Source organism: Pseudomonas cichorii, from assembly GCF_003700275.1.
GTDB lineage: Bacteria > Pseudomonadota > Gammaproteobacteria > Pseudomonadales > Pseudomonadaceae > Aquipseudomonas > Aquipseudomonas cichorii_B.
Genome location: NZ_RBRE01000042.1, coordinates 1 through 18,907, shown reverse-complemented (window position 1 = coordinate 18,907; position 18,907 = coordinate 1). Strand labels below are relative to the sequence as shown.

The window sequence follows — 18,907 nt, the reverse complement described above, 5'->3', positions numbered from 1 at the left end:
GCCTGAGGCTGGTTCTCAGCCCTGCGGCTTTATGAAACCTTTTGTCACAGACCGCACTCTCAACCACTTCATCGATGGTTACCTTCATGGAGGCCGCGCGACGATGCGTCGCAGGGCATGAGACACGTAATGGGCTCATTACTCAGGCAAGAAAAGTTTCTGCTGCTGGCGATCATCGCAACCTTTGTCGCCTATCCCCTGGAACACTGGTTGCTGGGCAATGGCCAGACGGTTGCGCTGTTGGCCGGACTGGCGCTGGTCGGGTTCATCGTCTGTGCCTCGATGCGCGTGGCGCACCATGCCGAACTGCTGGCCGAGAAGGTCGGAGACCCTTATGGCACGATGATCCTGACCCTTTCGGCGGTGCTGGTCGAAGTGGTGATCCTGGCGATCATGATGCGCAACGAACCGTCCCCTACATTGGTTCGAGACACGATTTATGCCGCGGTGATGCTGGATATCAACGGCATTCTCGGCCTGGCGGCCTTGATGGGCGGCCTCAAGCATGGCGAGCAGTCGTACAACGATGATTCGGCACGCACCTACAGCGTGATGATCCTGACCGCCATGGGCGTGTCGATGGTGGTGCCCGAGTTCATTCCCGAGGCTGACTGGAAGCTGTATTCGGCGTTCACCATCGGCGCAATGATCGTGCTGTACACCCTATTCCTGCGCATGCAGGTCGGGCCGCACAGCTATTTCTTCAGCTACAGCTATCCCGATAAAAAGAAGCGCAAGGACCAGCCGCAAGAACAGGATGAATCGATCAACCTGACCCGCTCCATTGTGACTCTGGTGCTCGGCGTGGTGGTGATCGGTGCGTTGGCGGAAGTGATGTCCAAGACCATCGATCTGGGCCTGGAAGGCAGCGGTGCGCCACCGGTGCTGACGGCGATTCTGGTGGCGGCGATTTCGGCGGCGCCGGAGATCCTTACTGCCCTGCGTGCCGCCCTGGCCAATCGCATGCAATCGGTGGTCAATATCGCCCTGGGCGCCTCGCTGTCGACCGTGATCCTGACCGTTCCGGCCATGGAAGCCATGGCGCTTTACAGCGGCCAGCCATTCCAGATGGCCATGACCCCGGTGCAAACCGTGATGGTGTTCATTACCTTGCTGGTCTGCGCGATCAACCTCAATGACGGAGAAACCAACGCTATTGAGGGCATGACCCATTTTGTGTTGTTCGCGACTTTCATCATGTTGTCGTGTCTGGGCTTGTAGATTGCGCTTCGCGAATGAATGGTTTTCCAGTTGAACCGCTGATCATATTTGGCACTGCTGGTTTACTCGTGGAACGCCGTCAGGGGCAGTGGGTGTATTACCGCCCAAATCCCGGTTTGCCTGTTTGGGTCACTGCGGTTTTGAACGACCGTGCAACTGATTCACCTCTCAACCGGATTAATGAAATGCTGATTGCCGTAGTGATCTTTATCGCCACCATCGTGCTGGTCATCTGGCAGCCCAGGGGGCTCGGGGTAGGCTGGAGCGCAATGGCCGGTGCCATCGTGGCGTTGCTGACAGGCGTCGTTACGCTGGCTGACATACCGGTGGTCTGGCACATCGTCTGGAACGCTACAGGGACGTTCATCGCGATCATCATCATTAGCCTGCTGCTTGATGAGGCGGGTTTTTTCAAGTGGGCTGCGTTGCACGTGGCCCGGTGGGGGGCTGGAAGCACCCGTAAGCTGTTCGCATTTATCGTTCTGCTGGGCGCGGCTGTGTCGGCGCTGTTCGCCAATGACGGTGCAGCATTGATCCTCACCCCGATCGTCATCGCGATGTTGCTGGCGTTGCGTTTTTCTCCCGCGGCGACGCTGGCATTCGTCATGGCCGCCGGTTTTATCGCCGATACGGCGAGCTTGCCACTGGTGGTGTCCAACCTGGTGAACATCGTTTCTGCCGACTACTTCAATATTGGCTTCAACGAATATGCCTTGATCATGGTGCCCGTGAACATGGTCAGCGTGGCGGCGACATTAGCCATGCTGCTATGGTTTTTTCGCAAGGACTTACCCAGGACCTACGACCTGAATCAACTGGATAATCCGGACGCGGCAATTCACGACCGGGCTACTTTTGTCGCTGGCTGGTGGGTATTGGCGCTGCTCTTGATCGGCTTCTTTGTGATCGAGCCAATGGGTGTACCGATCAGCGCCGTTGCAGCGGTCTGTGCGTTCATCCTCTTTGTCATCGCGGCTCGTGGTCAGGCCATCAACACGGGCAAGGTGTTCAAGGAAGCTCCATGGCAAGTGGTGATTTTTTCCCTGGGCATGTATCTGGTCGTCTACGGCCTGAAGAACGCCGGCCTGACTGACCACATCGCGCAGATCCTCAACGTATTCGCCGGGTATGGCATCTGGGGCGCGTCCCTGGGTACGGGCCTGCTGACAGCATTGCTGTCTTCGATCATGAATAACATGCCCACTGTTCTGGTCGGCGCCTTATCCATTCATGCCGCCGAAGTCGATGGCGTCGTCCAGCAAGCGATGGTGTACGCCAACATCATCGGCTGCGACCTAGGCCCGAAGATCACTCCAATTGGTAGCCTGGCCACGCTGTTGTGGCTGCATGTGCTGGCCAGGAAGAACATCAAGATCAGTTGGGGGTACTACTTCAAGACCGGCATCGTGCTGACCGTGCCCGTTCTCGTCGCCACCTTGTCCGCCCTGGCAGTGCGCCTCAGTTTCTGAGTTCAGCGGGTACCAGAAGGCGTAGAAGCGGTCGGCCCGGGAAGTCTTCCCCGTGGCCATGTGAATCGACGGGCATTGCAAACACTGGAGGCGACGGGGATTTTGTCCCTCAGCGGTATCTACGCCGACTGTATGAGTTGCCGGGCGGCCTGCTGGTGCTCGGCAATCAGTTTCTTCAGATCCAGCCCTTCGACCTGTCCATCGATCACCCGCCAATGACCGGCAATCATCACCCGATCAGCCCGGTCCGCTCCGCACAGCAACAAGGCCGAAAGCGGATCATGGCTGCCGGAAAAGCGCAGTTCATCGAGCTTGAACAGCGCCAGATCGGCCTGTTTGCCGACGGCCAGTTCGCCAATGTCCGTACGCCCCAGCAAGCTGGCCGAGCCCTTGGTAGCCCAGCCCAGCACAAGCTCCGGGGTTATCTCCCGGGCACCGTAGCGCAGGCGTTGCAGATACAGCGCCTGACGCGCCTCAAGGATCATGTTCGAGGCGTCGTTGGAGGCCGAACCGTCTACACCAAGGCCCAATGGCGCGCCTGCTGCGATCAGGTCGAGGGTCGGGCAAATCCCTGAAGCCAGGCGCATGTTCGAGCTTGGGCAATGGCAGATCCCGGTGCCAGCTGCGCCAAGACGGGCGATTTCATCCGGGTTGAAATGAATTCCGTGAGCCAGCCAGGTACGCGGTCCGAGCCAGCCGACGCTGTCCAGATAATCCACCGTGCGCAGCCCGAAACGTTGCAGGCAGAAATCCTCTTCATCCAGGGTTTCGGCCAGATGGGTATGCAGGCGCACGTCGAGTTTTTCCGCCATGGCGGCGCTCTCGGCCATGATCTGCGGTGTTACCGAAAACGGCGAGCAGGGCGCCAGGGCAATCTGGATCTGCGCCCCTGCGCCACGCTCATGGTAAGTCTCGATCAGGCGCTGACTGTCGGCCAGAATCACCTCGCCCTGCTGGACCGTCTGCTGTGGCGGCAAGCCACCGTCGGCTTCACCCAGGCTCATGGAACCGCGGGTCAGCATGGCGCGCATGCCCAGTTCGCGAACACTGTGCACCTGAATATCGATGGCCTGTTCCAGCCCGTCGGGAAACAGATAGTGATGGTCCGCTGCCGTGGTACAGCCCGACAGCAGCAACTCCACCAGCGCCACTTTACTGGCCAGCGCGAGTTTCTCCGGCGTCAGGCGTGCCCAGACCGGATACAGCGTCTTTAGCCACGGGAACAACGGCTGATTGACCACCGGCGCCCAGGCGCGTGTCAGGGTCTGATAGAAATGATGATGGGTGTTGATCAGCCCCGGCAGCAGCACATGCTCGCGGGCATCGAACACTTGGGTGCAGGGCCTTGAGGGTTGTTGGCCGGCAGCCAGCACTTCAACGATCACACCACCCTCGACCACCAGCCCACCACGGGCGTCCAGGTCATTGGCAGTGAATACGGCAAGGGGATTTTTCAACCAGATACGGATCGCAGGCATGGGCCGACTCCTCTGAAGTTATGGGTTCAGGTTAGCCAGCTCAGTGTTGCCCTGTCTGCTGATCCAGGGTTTATCGAAGTCGAGAGCAGATCTTAGCAGCACAATTTCTGATATGTGCAGGAAAATCAGTCCTGATTGTGGGGGCTCGGCGTTCATGGGCGGGTCTGTCATGAAGATCAAAACAGACTCCGTCCATTCATCGGTGTGCTACGTCACCAGGCAATCGTCTCGCCCTTGTAGTTGATGAAGTAATGCCCGCCCTTGCCTGCGTAGGCATCGAGCTGTTTGACCAGGCCGCTGGTGCTGGTCAGTACATCGATATCGGCACCTTCGCCGCCCATGTCGGTCTTTACCCAGCCCGGATGCAGGGAAAGCACAGTGGGGCGGTTGTCGCCCAGTTGGCTGACGAAGGTATTGGTCATGGAGTTGAGCGCAGCCTTGCTGGCCTTGTAGAGTCCTATTTCCGCACCGTCCGGGCAGGCGACGCTGCCCAGCCACGAGCTCATGAACGCCAGAACGCCGGTTTCGGGACGAATCTGCCCGACCAGACGCTCCGCGAGACGAATGGGCGCGACGGCGTTGGTCAGGAACAACTGGCCCAGTTCGGCAGCCGTGGATTGGGCCGCGCTTTGATGTTTTGGCCCCATGATCCCGGCGTTGACGAACAGCACATCGAACACTTCGCCCCTGAGCTTCTGGACCAGCACTTCCAGCGAAGCGATGTCGTCGATATCGAGTGTTTCAACGCGCGTATTGGCGATGGCCTTGAGCGCGTCGGCTTTTTGCGAATCACGTACTGTGGCCGTCACGTTCCAGCCTTGTTCGCTCAGACGCTGGACCAGCCCAAGCCCCAGGCCACGGGATGCACCGATAATCAGCGCGGTTTTGGTAGCAGTCATGAAAAAACTCCTTGGCAGTTGAAAACAGAAAATAGCTCAGGGACTCAGCGGACAACTCTGCTGCAAACGCTCCTGAAGCTCGCTGCGCAGTTCAGCAAGCTCGGCCATGCGCGTGTCGATCAGGGTGAGTTTGTCCCGAAGCAGTTGGGCAATCGCGATATCCGGCGCAGGTGCACTCCACAGTTCGGCCACGTTATGGCCGATTTCGTTCAAGCTGAAACCCAAACGCTGCGCAACCTTGATGAACTGCACCAGTTGCACCGTCTCCACAGGGTAATGACGATAGCCGTTGCCGCTACGCTGGGCGCTGATCAACCCGCGTTGTTCATAAAAACGCAGGGTGTCACGACTGACGGCAGTGGCTTGAGCCAGTTCACCAATGCGCATGCAATCCTGTCCTTGAGGGCTTGACCCTGGAGCGTACTCCACCCTTTAGCCTGTTGGAATCTCAATCAGCAGGACATTTTTCATGTGGCAACTCCAACAATATCGCCAAGTGGTCCGCACCAGCGCCTGGTATGACCTGATCGTCACCGCAGCTTTCGCCACGCCCTGGAGTTTTGCCGCGCTGCATGGGTTTTTGACGACCCTGAGCCAGCACTGGAATCTGTCGGGGGATTTACCGGCATTCGAGCCCATGCATATGTTGATGGCAAACCTGCTGGGTTCCATCGTGTGCGTGTGGGCCATCTTGCGTATCCGCAATCCACAACCGCTGTTCGGACGTTATGACGCAGCAGGACGATTGCTGTTCGCAAGCTGGCAGGCCTATGCACTGATGCACGGAGCCAGCAGCCTGCTGATAGGGTTTCTGCTGATGGAGCTGGCCTGGGCGATTGTGCAGCTTTTGCCGATACAGAGTAGTGGTGAGCAATCATCTTGACATCATTTTTGGCTGTCAGTAGAAAGCATGGATATCCTTGGCCATGGAGAGGCTGATATTGATACCTGCCCCCGAAAAACTTTCCAACAAACGCCCCGTAAAGCCCAGGCATGACTGGGTCGCCCATGATGATTTCTATGATGGCGACTTCCTCCGGGGATGGCATTTCGCAGTCCATCGGGTGCATGCGACTGCCCTCGGTTACAGCCTCATACCTGCTGAAAAGTCAGGAATCAAAGGCTACAAACGCCTGCTCACTGAACAGAATTTTTCATTATCCAGCCGATCACTCATTTTCAATACGCCGCTCGCGGCCAGTGACTGGGACGCAGCCTTGAAAACAGAGCTACGAGCCATCCAGATTTCTCGCGCCGCCAAGGGCAAGGACGGCTACGCGCAAGTGACCTTGTATCGCCTGAACGACGCCAAAACAGGTCTTGTAAGTGAGCTGATTCTGGAAACGACGCAGAGTGCCGTGATCGCCTACCTGCGCCATGGAACCGAGTTGCCGCTGCCTGGAAAGACCGAGGTGTCCGCATGACGACTCTTGTTTATCGCCAGGTTACTGAACCACTCCGATCAGGATTGACTCACGCCCAAATCTGGGATGCCGAAGATAAAGGACTGATCCAGTGTTGGGAAAACGGACGTGAACATGCACTACTCCTCACTGAAATTGCCGAAAAATGCCGGGCAGGTCAATTGCCAATCCTTAACTGGAAAGGTGGGGTAGCGCACAAACTGAAACAACGCGAAAAATTCGGATCGCTGAAGTACTTGGCTCAATGGCAAGGATTGAGGGGAGAAGACCTCAATATCGATCTGGCCAAAGAGTACACATTGACCTGTGCAGCAACCGGCATGGTTATCACGTTTACCCTGGAGCAGTCGAAGTACCTCAGTAAGGCTGCTGGATCAGACAAGGATGGAGAAAAGGTCGATGGTCGACTTGCATCAGGAATTTCAGAACAGTCGCTTTTTTAATAAGGATCGTATGGATCGGCGATCTGTCGATGCCTTGCTGGGTATCAGTGCCGGTCTATGTGCGGACGGTACGATCAATCAGGCAGAGGCCGTATTTCTCAAGGAGTGGATCGAGGCCAATCTCACCCATCTTGACGACCCTGTCGTGAACCTGCTTTATCGGCGGCTGGACAATATGCTCAGTGACGGGATTCTGGATGCAGAAGAGTCTCTTGAGCTTTTTTCCCTGTTAAAGCAATTTGGCGGCGGGCAAAAACTCGCGTCGAGCAACTTTACGACGCCAGGCACCTTGCCACTCAATAATCCACTCCCGGCACTTTATTGGGATGATCGCACTTTCATGTTTACCGGGACGATGGCGTATGGGCCCAGAAAACATTGCGAGGAATTGGTTGTTGAGCGGGGCGGCCTGATTGGGGGCAGTGTGAGCAGGAAGATCAACTTCCTGGTCATTGGCAGTATTGGTAACGATCAGTGGCTGCACAGCAGTTACGGGCTCAAGATCAAAAAAGCCGTAGAGCTTAGAGAGTCTGGCGTTCCTATTGCGATTATCAGTGAAGAGCACTGGCAGCAGGCATTGTTTGGTTAAGCCTGGATCATCTTGAAGCAAGTCGCGGGCAAGCCCCCTCCCACAGGGCTTGCAGCGACAGTGGTGTTCCAGGCAACCAATAAATATGGGCCTCTGTAGGAGCGAATTCATTCGCGAGTGGCCGGTACATCCCATAAAAATTTACCAGCCCCGCATCAATCCGGTCCTGCAGACAATATCAATGCCCGGCCTGCCAGGGTTGGCCGAGGGATACCGGTGCATACAGCCGGGTTCTCAGGGCGTCGCGTGACAGCAGGACCAGCACGATGATGGTCGCCACGTAGGGCAGCATTGCCAGCAGGTTGGAGGGGATCGCCAGGCCGATGCCCTGGGCCACAAGATGCAGAATGCTCGCCAGACCAAACAGGTAGGCACCGAGCAGCAGGCGCCAGACTCGCCAACTGGCGAACACCACCAGTGCCAGAGCGATCCAGCCGCGGCCGGCGCTCATGTTTTCAGCCCACATCGGCGTGTAGGCCAGCGACAGGTAGGCGCCTGCCAGCCCGGCCATTGCGCCGCCGAACAGTACCGCGAGGGTGCGCACCCGCAAAACGGGCAGGCCCATGGCGCTGGCGGCGTCGGGGTTTTCGCCGACGGCCTGGATGATCAGGCCGATGCGGCTTTTGAGCAGCGCCCAGGCCACCAGTGCAAACAGGAGGAACGACAGGTAAACCAGCAGATCCTGAGCGAACAGCATGCGGCCGATCAGGGGAATGTCACTCAGAAAAGGAATGGCGACCGGCTCGAAACCGTGCAGGGGTTTGCCCACCCAGGCAGCGCCAACGAAGCTCGACAGCCCGACCCCAAAGATGGTCAGCGCCAGACCTGTCGCCACCTGATTGGCATTGAATGCCAGAGCGACGACGGCAAACAGCGCCGACAGCAGCATGCCCGCCAGCATCGCCAGTAACACACCCAGCCACAGGTTGCCGGTGCTCAGGGCGATGATGAAGCCAATCACTGCACCGAACAGCATCATGCCTTCCTGACCCAGGTTGATGACGCCGCTTTTCTCGCAGATCAGTTCGCCCAGTGCCACCAGCAACAATGGGGTGCCGCAGCGAATCATGGCGTAGAAAATATTGCTCAGCAGGTCGATATCCATCATGCGGCTTCCGCGACAGGCGCCATCTGGCGTTTGGCCCAGCGCAGTTTCAGGCGCGGGCGATAAAGGATCAGCACATCACAGGCCAGCAGGAAGAACAGCATCATGCCCTGGAATAGCTGAGTGATGGCCAGCGGCAGGTTCAGGGTCATCTGTGCCTGTTCGCCACCCAGATACAGCAGGGCGATCAACAGGCTGGAAAACAGGATGCCGACGGGGTTCAGCCGACCAAGAAAGGCTACGGTAATGGCCGCATAGCCATAGCCGGGTGACACCTGTGGGACCAGTTGACCGATCGGGCCGGTCACTTCGCTGACTCCGGCCAGGCCGGCCAGGGCGCCGCTTATGAGCAGTGCCAGCCATACCAGACGCTTTTCGCGAAACCCGACGAACCCGGCTGCGCGCTTGTCGAGCCCCAGCACCTTGATCTGGAAACCGACAAAACTGCGTTGCAGCAGCACCCAGACCGCCACCAATGCCAGCAGGGCGAAATACACTCCGATATGCGCGCGGCCGTCCTCCATCAAGAGCGGCAGACGGCTCGCCTCACCAAAGGAGGCTGATTCCGGGAAATTCATGCCAGCCGGGTCCTTGAGCGGCCCGTGCACGAAAAACAGCAGCAGGTTCAGGGCGATGTAGTTGAGCATGATGCTGGTCAGGATTTCATTGGCATTGAAGTGCGTGCGCAGCCAGGCGGTCACCCCGGCCCATGCGGCACCGGCCAGCGTGCCGGCGATCAGGATCAGCACCAGCGCCCAACGACTCTCGACTTCGATGACGTTCACGGCCACGGCACTGCCGGCCAGTGCGCCGAGCAATAACTGGCCTTCAGCACCGATGTTCCAGATCCGCGCCTGATAAGCGACCGCCAGGCCAAGGGCGCAGAGCAGAATCGGCAGGGTCTTGACCATCAGTTCCGAGAGACCGTACAGGTCGCTGACAGGAGCAATCAGCAAGGTATGCAGGGTGACCAAAGGGTCCAGGCCCAGGCCGATAAACAGCAATGAGCCGCATATCAGTGTCAGGGCCGCAGCCAGTAACGGCGAACACCACAGCATGGCGCGCGATTGCTGGCCGCGTGGTTCCAGAGAAAGCAGCATTTTCGGCTCCGTTAACCCAGCGCACTGGCTGAGGGATAAGAATGATCGAACTGTCCCGCCATCCAGCCGCCGATCTGTACGGCACTGGTCTGTCCGGTTGGAACCAGGCTCGACAACTTGCCGCTGCTCAGGGCGGCGAGACGGTCGCTGATCTGGAACAGTTCGTCCAGATCCTCGGAAATCACCAGAATCGCCGCGCCCGCATCCCGCAGGGCAATCAAGGCGCGATGAATGGCTGCCGCTGCACCGACATCGACACCCCAGGTCGGGTGAGCCGCTACCAGCAGTTTCGGGTTTTGCAGAATCTCGCGGCCCAGAATGAATTTCTGCAGATTGCCACCCGACAGGCTGCGTGCGGCGGTCTGGGCATCGGGTGTCTTGACCGCAAAGCGGCGAATGATTTCATCGGCCAGCGCCCGGACCTTGCTGCGCTGGATCAGCCCGTTGCTGACCAGACCCTGCTGGAAGGCTGTCAGCAAGGCGTTATCGGCCAGACTCAGTTCCGGCACGGCGCCATGGCCCAGGCGTTCTGCCGGAACAAAAGCCAAGCCGCATTTGCGGCGCGCATCCGGACGCAGGTTGCCGACGTTGTGCTCTGCAAATCTGATGGTCGCCGCCTGAGCCTTGGCCAGTGTCTGTTCGCCGCTGAGCAGGGCAAGCAATTCGTCCTGGCCGTTGCCCGCGACGCCGGCAATCCCGACGATCTCGCCACTGCGTACTTCCAGGTCGATATCCAATAGCGAGCAACCAAAGGGATCGGGGTTATGCCAGGTCAGTTTCTCCACTTGCAGAAAGGGCGCTGTGCCGGTGGCTTTTTCGTACTGTGCGGTCAGCCCTTCAGCATCGCCGACCATCAGACGTGCCAGTTGCAGATCGGTGCATTGCGCGGGGATACAGTGCCCGGATACCTTGCCGCCGCGCAGGACCGTTGCGCTATGGCACAAGGCGCGGACTTCGCCCAGCTTGTGGCTGATGAACAGAATGCTGCAGCCTTCTTCGGCCAGGCGGCGCAAGGTGACAAACAGCTCGTCGGCTTCCTGGGGCGTGAGTACCGAAGTCGGTTCGTCCAGAATCAGCAGCCGAATGTCCTGCATCAGGCAGCGGATGATTTCGACTTTCTGTCGTTCGCCAATCGACAGGCTGTGGACCAGTCGTCGCGGCTCCAGGGCCATGCCGTAACGTTGTGACACTTCACGAATGCGCGGCTCCAGCTGGCTGGGTGTGCCCGCTGAACTGCCCATGGCCAGCGCAATGTTCTGGGCGACGGTCAGGGTCTCGAACAGCGAAAAATGCTGGAACACCATACCGATGCCCAGCCCTCTGGCCTGAGCCGGGTTGCGCATGGCCAGCGTCTCTCCGTGCCAGATGATCGAGCCCTGGTCTGGCTGGGTCACGCCATAGATGATTTTCATCAGGGTACTTTTGCCGGCGCCGTTTTCACCCAGCAGAGCATGAATCTCGCCGGGCTGGATGCTCAGGTCGATAGCGTCGTTGGCCAGGCAGCCAGGGTATTGCTTGGTGATATGGCGCAGTTGCAGGCGCGGGACTGGCGCGTGGTTGGGCATGACAGGCTCGAATCATGGAATGGGTCGCCGGTGATAAAGCAAAATCCTGGCCAGTGAGTCAGGTTTGCGGCGAATGCTTTCAAACGTGCGTGCACAGGGCGCCATGAAATCTCTGAAGTGAGAGCAGCAAGTACTTTGGCACCAGTTCGGGGCGTGTGTGAGAGAGGAGGGTGCAACATGGCCCACAGGGTTGTGCAAAAAACGTACAGCGACCCGTAAGGGCGATACCCCAAGCGATTGCGCGACCCTTGCACCTGTTATCCACAGGTTGTTCCACAGTTACTGTGCGAAAGCTTAAAACCCGGTAATAAAGGAGCCGTCACTAGCTTCCAATGGTGCTAAAGAAGGTTAAAGGCCTGTTTTGTCTCGGCTTTTATCAACGAAGAGAGCGGTTGAGCAAAAATTGATCACTTCTCTGAGCCGTACGTCCGGCAAGGCGTGCAGCCTGATGTGCTCAGCTTATCCACAGCCGGATGCACAGTAGTTGTGGGCAAAATCCGGGAACGTCGGGTTAATGCTCACTGGCCGGATGAAGAAGAATTCTGCCCCGACTCAGGTCCGCCAGTTGCCGTTGCAGTGAGGCGAAGTGTTCCGGACCGATGGCAATCGACATTTCCACACCGTTGGCGGTGAAGTTTTCGGCTTCGACCAAACCCTTGCATTCGCCAAGCCGCACCTTGACCAGCGCCAGTTCGCTGAAGCTGCATTCAAGGTTGAAGTGTTCGCGGTTGATCAGCGGCAGACGCTCAGCCTGTTGCAGGCATTTGTTGGCGCCGCCGCCATAGGCGCGAGCCAGTCCGCCTGTACCCAGTTGAATACCGCCATACCAGCGGATCACCAGCACCACGACCTGGTCGAACTCCTGGGCTTCGATGGCTGCCAGGATCGGTCTGCCTGCCGTGCCGCCCGGTTCGCCATCGTCGTTGCTACGATATTGACCGCCCAGCTTCCAGGCCCAGCAGTTGTGCGTCGCATCCAGATCGCTGTGTTGCTCGATGAAGGCTTGTGCTTCGGCCGGGCTGGCAATCGGTGCCGCAAGGGTGATGAAACGGCTTTTGCGAATTTCTTCACGATATTCGCAAGGGCCGGTGAGGGTAAAAGGCATGGGTGTTTCCAGCAAACGACAAGGCTTGAATATTACAAGACCGGTGGCGTAAGCCCACACCCTTTGAGAATGATCTGGATCAGATTACTGCCCGCATCGTCCATGTCCTGTCTGGTCAATCGGCTGCGGCCGGTGACCTGGCAGATCTGCGTCGCGAAATCGGCATAATGCTGAGTGCTGCCCCACAACAGAAAGATCAGGTGAACCGGATCGATCGGGTCCATCTTTCCGGCATCGATCCACGCCTGGAAAACCGCCGCACGGCCTTGAAACCAGGTGCGGTAATCCTGGCTGAAATGGGTGCTCATGCACTCTCCGCCGCTGATGATCTCCATCGCGAAAATTCTTGAGGCCTGAGGATTGCGGCGCGAAAACTCCATCTTGGCGCGGATATAGCCGGCCAGTGCCTGGGCGGGGTCGTCTTCGACGCTCAGGGCGTTGAAAGTGCTGTCCCAGAGTTCGATGATGTTGCTCAACACCGCGACATACAGCCCAAGCTTGTTGGTGAAGTAGTAGTGCAGGTTGGCTTTCGGCAGACCGGCCTTCAGCGCGATGGCGTTCATGCTGGTGCCCTTGAAGCCATGCCGGGCAAATTCATCTTCGGCGGCCTTGATGATGGCTTCTTCGTTTTTCTGGCGAATGCGGCTCGCAGGCTTGGTGCAGTGAGTGCTGTGCGCTGGGACTTCAAGGGTCATGTGCAGGTCCGGACAGGTCATGGGGTGCAACGGGTGAACAGATAACGCACCCGCGTGAATCCGACAAGCGTTGGCGTAGGAAAATTATTCTTGCTGCTCAATGGGTTTGGCGTGCTGTGGGTAACTTTTTTCGGTGCCGACGGTTTTTTCTTCGGGAATCAGCAGGCACATGGCAATGGCCGTGATCCCTCCGCTGGTAATGGCCGAGTCGAACAGGTTCTGGATCAGTTGCGGCATGTGGTGCAGCAGCGTGGGTTGCGCGGCGATACCCAGGCCGACGCCGAACGAGGTGGCAATGATCAGCATGCTGCGCCGGTCCAGAGGGGCCTGGGCAAGGATCCGTACACCGGCTGCCGCGACACTGCCGAACATCACCAGGGTTGCGCCGCCGAGCACGGGCTTGGGAATCTGCTGCACGATGGCGCCAATGCTCGGGAACAGCCCCAGCATAAACAGCACCACTCCAATGTAGAGGCCGACATGGCGGCTGGCGACACCGGTCAACTGGATCACGCCATTGTTCTGCGCAAAGGTGGTGTTGGGAAAGGCGCTGAAGGTGGCGGCAATCATGCAACTGACGCCGTCGCCCAATACGCCGCCTTTCAGGCGTGACACATAGCCAGGCCCGCTGATGGGCTGGCGTGCCAGCATGCAATTGGCGGTCAGGTCGCCGACGGTTTCGATACTGCTGATCAGATAAATCAGCGCGACCGGCAGGAAAGCTGTCCAGTCGAAGCTGAAGCCGAATTTGAACGGCACCGGCACGCTGATCAGCGGCAGGTCATGGATCGGTTGCGGGATCAGCTTGCCGCACATCCAGGCTGCGACACTGCCAATGCTCAGGCCAATGATGATCGCCGACAGACGAATCCAGGGTGTGCTGCAGCGGTTGAGCGCAATGATGATCGCCAGCACGAAGACGCCCAGCGCCAGATTGATCGGCGCGCCGAAATCCGCAGCATTGAAGCCGCCGCCCAGATCGGTGACGCCGACCTTGATGAGGCTGATGCCGATCAGGGTAATGACAATCCCGGTCACCATCGGCGTGATGACACGGCGCAACTGGCCAATGAAACGGCTGAGAACGATCTGCACCCATGCGCCAAAGAAGCAGACGCCGAAGATCATCGCCATGATGTCTTCCGGGCTGCCGCCGCGTTGCTTGACGAGGAAACCGGCGGACAGGACCGCGCCGAGAAACGCAAAGCTGGTGCCTTGCAGGCAGATCATGCCGGCACCGATGCCGAACGGACGACGAGCCTGGATGAAAGTCCCTACGCCAGAAACCATCAACGCCATGCTGATCAGGTAGGGCAGGTAAGCACTCAAGCCCAGTGCCGAACCGATGATCAAGGGCGGGGTAATAATACCGACGAAGCTGGCGAGCACGTGTTGCAGGGCTGCGAGTGTGGCCGTCAAGGGTTTGGGGCGGTCGTCGAGTCCATAGAGCAGGTCATTGTTGTCGGAATTATCTGGCTGCATGTCGAGCGCTCGGAATGTATGTGGTCAGGTACTGCGTGTCGTTAGCCAATACACTGCAAAAAGCTGTCCACGTGCTCAGGTTATGTTTTATACCGCCTCTATATATCCATTCACTTCAAGCACTTGGCATGTCGATAAGCTGCTCCGGGTTTCTCGTGCAGGATGATATTGCGCTCGCCATGCGTTATCGCGTGGCAGCCAGACTCTCCAGAAAACTCTCCAGCACCAAATGAGGGCGACGGCCTTTTCGGGTCACGGTCACCAGACTCAGGTCATAAAACCGTGACTCCGCTTTCAAGGCTCGCACTCTGCCTTGCTGTACCCAGACGCTGGCGTAGTGGTCCGGCAGATAACCAATATAGCGGCCGGTGAGAATCAGGAAGGCCATACCTTCGCGATCCGATGCGCTGGCCGTGCAGTTGAGTGCCTGATAGTGAGTCTGGATATCGGTCGGCAAGCGAAAGGTGGGGGCAATCGCTTCCTGAGCGCCCAGGCGTTCATCTGCAAGTTCTGCATCGTTCACATAAAACAGGGGATGACCCACCGCGCAATACAGCAGCGACCGTTCGCTATACAGCGGCTGATATTCCAGACCACTGAGGGCGTAGGTCTGAGGGACGACGCCCACATGCAGGCGTCCGTCCAGCACACCTTGTTCCACTTCGCTGGGAGCGTTCATGCGGATATTGATATGGACGTCCGGGCCGCGCTCCTTCAATTGCGACAGGGCATGAGTGATGCGCATGTGCGGCAGGGTGACCAGATTGTCGGTTACCCCGATGTTCAGTTCGCCACGCAGATGGCGATGAAGGCCGTTGACCTCGGTGCGAAAGCTCTCAAGGGCGCTGAGTAACTGCAAGGACGAGTTATAGACCTCGCGCCCTTCATCGGTTACGGAAAAACCGGCGCGTCCTCGTTGGCAGAGACGCAAACCGAGGCGTTGTTCCAGATCGCTCATCTGCTGGCTGATGGCCGAACGGCCTATCCCGAGTGCGCTTTCCGCTGCCGAGAAGCCACCGGCTTCGACTACGCTTTTGAATATGCGCAGCAAGCGGATATCGAAGTCACTGATTTGTGCCAATGGATCGGGGCGGCGAATGCTCATTGTTTAGCCATCCATTAACTAAAGATCTTAAAAGTTGGATTTTTTCAAACCTTGTCGCCGTGGCACCTTGGCTGCAATTACTCCTTTCTTACACTTTGCGAGGCCTGTTCCAATGAATGCGTTCGAACCTTCCGATGTGCCGGTATCCAGCCAATTGAAGCTCGACGCTCACTGGATGCCGTATACCGCCAACCGTAATTTCCAGCGCGACCCGCGGATGGTGGTTGCAGCGCATGGCAGCTACCTGACCGACGACAAGGGGCGCAAGATCTACGATGGTCTTTCCGGCCTTTGGACCTGTGGTGCCGGGCACACTCGCAAGGAAATCCAGGAAGCGGTTGCCAGGCAACTGGGTGTGCTGGATTACTCGCCCGGGTTTCAGTTCGGTCATCCATTGTCGTTCCAGTTGGCGGAAAAAATCACCGATCTGACACCGGGCAATCTGAACCACGTCTTTTATACCAACTCTGGCTCCGAATGTGCCGATACTGCGGTAAAAATGGTTCGTGCCTACTGGCGCCTGAAAGGCCAGTCGAGCAAGACCAAGATGATCGGTCGCGCACGTGGCTATCACGGGGTGAATGTCGCCGGCACCAGCCTGGGTGGTGTAAACGGCAATCGCAAGATGTTTGGCCAGTTGATGGATGTCGATCATCTGCCGCATACCTTGCTGGCCAGCAACGCTTTCAGCAAGGGCATGCCCGAGGCGGGCGGCATTGCGCTGGCCGATGAAATGCTCAAGCTGATCGAGCTGCATGACGCCTCGAACATCGCTGCGGTGATTGTCGAGCCAATGGCCGGTTCGGCCGGCGTGATCGTTCCGCCTCAGGGTTACCTCAAGCGTTTGCGCGAGATTTGCGACCAGCACAACATTCTGCTGATCTTCGATGAGGTCATCACCGGCTTCGGTCGTATGGGCGCGATGTTCGGTGCCGACAGCTTTGGGGTCACGCCTGACCTGATGTGTATTGCCAAGCAGATTACCAACGGTGCAATTCCAATGGGCGCGGTGATTGCCAGCAGCGAGATCTATCAAACCTTCATGAGCCAGCCGACGCCGGAGTATGCGGTCGAGTTTCCGCATGGCTACACCTATTCCGCGCATCCGGTTGCCTGTGCGGCAGGCCTGGCGGCGCTGGAGTTGTTGCAGCGCGAGAATCTGGTTCAGCAGGCTGCAGAAATCGCCCCGCATTTCGAGAGCGCGCTGCACTGTATCAAAGGAACGAAAAACGTTATCGATATCCGCAACTACGGGCTGGCGGGGGCAATCCAGATTGCACCGCGTGATGGCGATGCCATCGTTCGCCCGTTCGAGACCGCCATGAAACTGTGGCAAGCCGGTTTCTACGTGCGGTTTGGTGGCGACACCCTGCAGTTCGGGCCGACCTTCAATTGCAAGGCGCAGGACCTGGACCGAATGTTCGATGCGGTGGGCGAGGCGCTCAACCTGGTTGATTGATTGAGTCCTGAACCCTTCTATAAAGAAAAGATAAGTAGACGCGAATTTCTGGAGTCATTTGCATGAGCAGTATCCAACACTTGATTGACGGTGAACTCACTTCCGATAACGGACGTACCGCGGCTGTATTCAATCCATCGACCGGCAAGGCGATTCATGACGTCGCGCTGGCCAGCCGCGAAACCGTGCAACAAGCCATCGACTCGGCCAGGGCGGCTTTCCCGGCCTGGCGCAATACGCCGCCAGCCAGGCGTGCCCAGGTCATGTTCCGTTTCAAGCAATTGCTGGAGCAGAACGAAGCGCGTATCGCTCAGCTCATCAGCGAAGAACACGGCAAGACTCTGGAGGATGCGGCGGGCGAACTGAAGCGCGGCATTGAAAACGTCGAATATGCCTGTGCTGCACCGGAAGTTCTCAAGGGCGAGTACAGCCGTAATGTCGGACCGAATATCGATGCCTGGTCTGATTTCCAGCCATTGGGGATCGTTGCCGGTATCACGCCATTCAACTTCCCGGCCATGGTGCCGCTGTGGATGTACCCGCTGGCGATTGTCTGCGGCAACTGCTTCATCCTCAAACCTTCGGAGCGTGATCCAAGCTCGACCCTGCTGATTGCCCAATTGCTGCACGAGGCCGGGTTGCCGAAGGGTGTGCTCAATGTCGTGCATGGCGACAAGGTTGCTGTGGATGCGTTGATCGAGGCGCCGGAGGTCAAGGCGCTGAGTTTTGTCGGTTCGACGCCGATTGCCGAATACATCTATAAGGAAGGTGCCGCACGTGGCAAGCGCGTCCAGGCACTGGGCGGCGCCAAGAATCATGCGGTGCTGATGCCGGATGCCGATCTGGACAACGCGGTCAGCGCCTTGATGGGCGCGGCTTATGGTTCATGCGGTGAGCGTTGCATGGCTATTTCGGTTGCGGTCTGTGTGGGTGACCAGATTGCCGATGCCCTGGTCGCCAAGCTGGTTCCGCAGATCAAGAGCCTGAAGATCGGTGCCGGTACCAGTTGTGGTCTGGATATGGGGCCATTGGTGACCGGGCAGCATCGTGACAAGGTCAGTGGCTATATAGAAGATGGCGTTCAGTCCGGCGCGACACTGGTGGTCGATGGTCGTGATATCCAGGTTGCAGGTCATGAAGAGGGCTTCTTCATGGGCGGCTGTCTGTTTGACCGGGTGACGCCGCAGATGCGCATCTATAAGGAAGAGATCTTTGGCCCGGTGCTGTGCATCGTGCGCGTCGACAGCCTTGAGCAGGCGATGCAACTGATCAACGAGCATGAATACGGTAACGGCACCTGCATCTTTACCCGTGACGGTGAAGCGGCGCGGCTGTTCTGCGATGAAATCGAAGTCGGCATGGTGGGAGTCAATGTTCCGCTGCCGGTGCCGGTGGCCTATCACAGCTTTGGCGGCTGGAAGCGTTCGCTGTTTGGCGACCTGCATGCCTATGGGCCGGATGGTGTGCGCTTCTATACGAGGCGCAAGGCTATTACCCAGCGCTGGCCACAGCGGGCCAGTCATGAAGCGTCGCAGTTTGCTTTCCCAAGCTTGTAAGCGATGGATGCCGGGCCGGTCTTGTTGAAGATCGGCCCCTGTTTATTGGGCTAGCAGAGTTTTATGACAGTATTTTGAAATTAACGGTTGACGGGCGATTTAATCTCTCTATAATTCGCCCCACTTCCGGCGCAGACGGAACTGAAAAAGCCTTGTAGATCAATAGTTTACAAGTGTTTAGTCAGGTCGGTCAGCGAAGAAGGGCTTCGGTC

At 58.0% G+C, this 18,907-nt stretch carries 18 protein-coding genes; 8 read left to right on the top strand and 10 right to left on the bottom strand.

From position 1 onward, the window contains the following. Window positions 1-129: 129 nt before the first annotated feature. Both ALQ04_RS11615 and ALQ04_RS11610 read left to right on the top strand, forming a co-directional pair. The gene (locus ALQ04_RS11615) at window positions 130-1,221 is read left to right on the top strand and encodes a calcium:proton antiporter (RefSeq protein WP_122315908.1); all 1,092 of its coding nucleotides are present in this window, start codon (window positions 130-132) and stop codon (window positions 1,219-1,221) included. Between the two features lie 185 nt (window positions 1,222-1,406). After that, window positions 1,407-2,690 carry an arsenic transporter gene (locus ALQ04_RS11610; protein ID WP_122316059.1) on the top strand — a complete coding sequence of 428 codons (1,284 nt, stop codon included), beginning with the start codon at window positions 1,407-1,409 and terminating at the stop codon, window positions 2,688-2,690. A 119-nt stretch (window positions 2,691-2,809) separates the two neighbouring features. On the opposite strand, the gene ALQ04_RS11600 is transcribed toward ALQ04_RS11610, so the two are convergent. The 3 genes from ALQ04_RS11600 to ALQ04_RS11590 form a co-directional block, all read right to left on the bottom strand. After that, window positions 2,810-4,168 carry an 8-oxoguanine deaminase gene (locus ALQ04_RS11600; RefSeq protein ID WP_122315907.1) on the bottom strand — a complete coding sequence of 453 codons (1,359 nt, stop codon included), beginning with the start codon at window positions 4,166-4,168 and terminating at the stop codon, window positions 2,810-2,812. A 212-nt stretch (window positions 4,169-4,380) separates the two neighbouring features. Continuing rightward, complete coding sequence (locus ALQ04_RS11595) at window positions 4,381-5,067, bottom strand: SDR family oxidoreductase (protein ID WP_122315906.1); 687 nt, start codon at window positions 5,065-5,067, stop codon at window positions 4,381-4,383. A 36-nt stretch (window positions 5,068-5,103) separates the two neighbouring features. Next, window positions 5,104-5,454, bottom strand: coding sequence for a MerR family transcriptional regulator (locus ALQ04_RS11590; protein ID WP_122315905.1), 351 nt, complete (start codon window positions 5,452-5,454; stop codon window positions 5,104-5,106). Between the two features lie 82 nt (window positions 5,455-5,536). On the opposite strand from ALQ04_RS11590, the gene ALQ04_RS11585 reads away from it, so the two are divergent. From ALQ04_RS11585 to ALQ04_RS11570, 4 genes are read left to right on the top strand one after another with little or no spacing between them, the layout of a single operon-like run. Continuing rightward, window positions 5,537-5,950 carry a hypothetical protein gene (locus tag ALQ04_RS11585; RefSeq protein WP_122315904.1) on the top strand — a complete coding sequence of 138 codons (414 nt, stop codon included), beginning with the start codon at window positions 5,537-5,539 and terminating at the stop codon, window positions 5,948-5,950. Window positions 5,951-5,993: 43 nt separating this feature from the next. Beyond that, complete coding sequence (locus ALQ04_RS11580) at window positions 5,994-6,491, top strand: hypothetical protein (RefSeq protein ID WP_122315903.1); 498 nt, start codon at window positions 5,994-5,996, stop codon at window positions 6,489-6,491. Further along, complete coding sequence (locus ALQ04_RS11575; protein ID WP_234778570.1) at window positions 6,488-6,934, top strand: hypothetical protein; 447 nt, start codon at window positions 6,488-6,490, stop codon at window positions 6,932-6,934. Before ALQ04_RS11580 ends, ALQ04_RS11575 begins: the two co-directional genes overlap by 4 nt. Further along, window positions 6,891-7,523: a BRCT domain-containing protein gene (locus tag ALQ04_RS11570; RefSeq protein ID WP_122315902.1), complete on the top strand. Its 633-nt coding sequence runs from the start codon at window positions 6,891-6,893 to the stop codon at window positions 7,521-7,523. The genes ALQ04_RS11575 and ALQ04_RS11570 overlap by 44 nt, the downstream gene beginning before the upstream one ends. A gap of 178 nt (window positions 7,524-7,701) precedes the next feature. On the opposite strand, the gene ALQ04_RS11565 is transcribed toward ALQ04_RS11570, so the two are convergent. From ALQ04_RS11565 to ALQ04_RS11535, 7 genes are all read right to left on the bottom strand, one after another. Beyond that, the gene (locus ALQ04_RS11565; protein WP_122315901.1) at window positions 7,702-8,628 is read right to left on the bottom strand and encodes an ABC transporter permease; all 927 of its coding nucleotides are present in this window, start codon (window positions 8,626-8,628) and stop codon (window positions 7,702-7,704) included. Next, window positions 8,628-9,728, bottom strand: coding sequence for an ABC transporter permease (locus ALQ04_RS11560; protein WP_122315900.1), 1,101 nt, complete (start codon window positions 9,726-9,728; stop codon window positions 8,628-8,630). The genes ALQ04_RS11565 and ALQ04_RS11560 overlap by 1 nt, the downstream gene beginning before the upstream one ends. 11 nt (window positions 9,729-9,739) lie before the next feature. Next, window positions 9,740-11,293, bottom strand: a complete 1,554-nt coding sequence (locus tag ALQ04_RS11555) for an ABC transporter ATP-binding protein (RefSeq protein WP_122315899.1) — start codon at window positions 11,291-11,293, stop codon at window positions 9,740-9,742. 511 nt (window positions 11,294-11,804) lie between these two features. Next, window positions 11,805-12,398 (bottom strand): YigZ family protein, encoded by a 594-nt coding sequence (locus ALQ04_RS11550; RefSeq protein ID WP_122315898.1) that lies wholly within the window; start codon window positions 12,396-12,398, stop codon window positions 11,805-11,807. Between the two features lie 32 nt (window positions 12,399-12,430). Then, on the bottom strand, window positions 12,431-13,093 hold the full coding sequence (locus ALQ04_RS11545; protein ID WP_122315897.1) for a TetR/AcrR family transcriptional regulator: 663 nt from the start codon (window positions 13,091-13,093) through the stop codon (window positions 12,431-12,433). An 84-nt stretch (window positions 13,094-13,177) separates the two neighbouring features. Next, the gene (locus ALQ04_RS11540) at window positions 13,178-14,575 is read right to left on the bottom strand and encodes a uracil-xanthine permease family protein (RefSeq protein ID WP_122315896.1); all 1,398 of its coding nucleotides are present in this window, start codon (window positions 14,573-14,575) and stop codon (window positions 13,178-13,180) included. Between the two features lie 184 nt (window positions 14,576-14,759). Then, complete coding sequence (locus ALQ04_RS11535; protein WP_122315895.1) at window positions 14,760-15,680, bottom strand: LysR family transcriptional regulator; 921 nt, start codon at window positions 15,678-15,680, stop codon at window positions 14,760-14,762. Window positions 15,681-15,792: 112 nt separating this feature from the next. Between ALQ04_RS11535 and ALQ04_RS11530 the strand changes: the two genes are divergently transcribed. Then, window positions 15,793-17,139: an aspartate aminotransferase family protein gene (locus ALQ04_RS11530; protein ID WP_122315894.1), complete on the top strand. Its 1,347-nt coding sequence runs from the start codon at window positions 15,793-15,795 to the stop codon at window positions 17,137-17,139. 62 nt (window positions 17,140-17,201) lie between these two features. Then, entirely contained in the window at window positions 17,202-18,695 is a 1,494-nt protein-coding gene (locus ALQ04_RS11525; protein WP_122315893.1) for a CoA-acylating methylmalonate-semialdehyde dehydrogenase, read from the top strand. Window positions 18,696-18,907 lie beyond the last annotated feature (212 nt).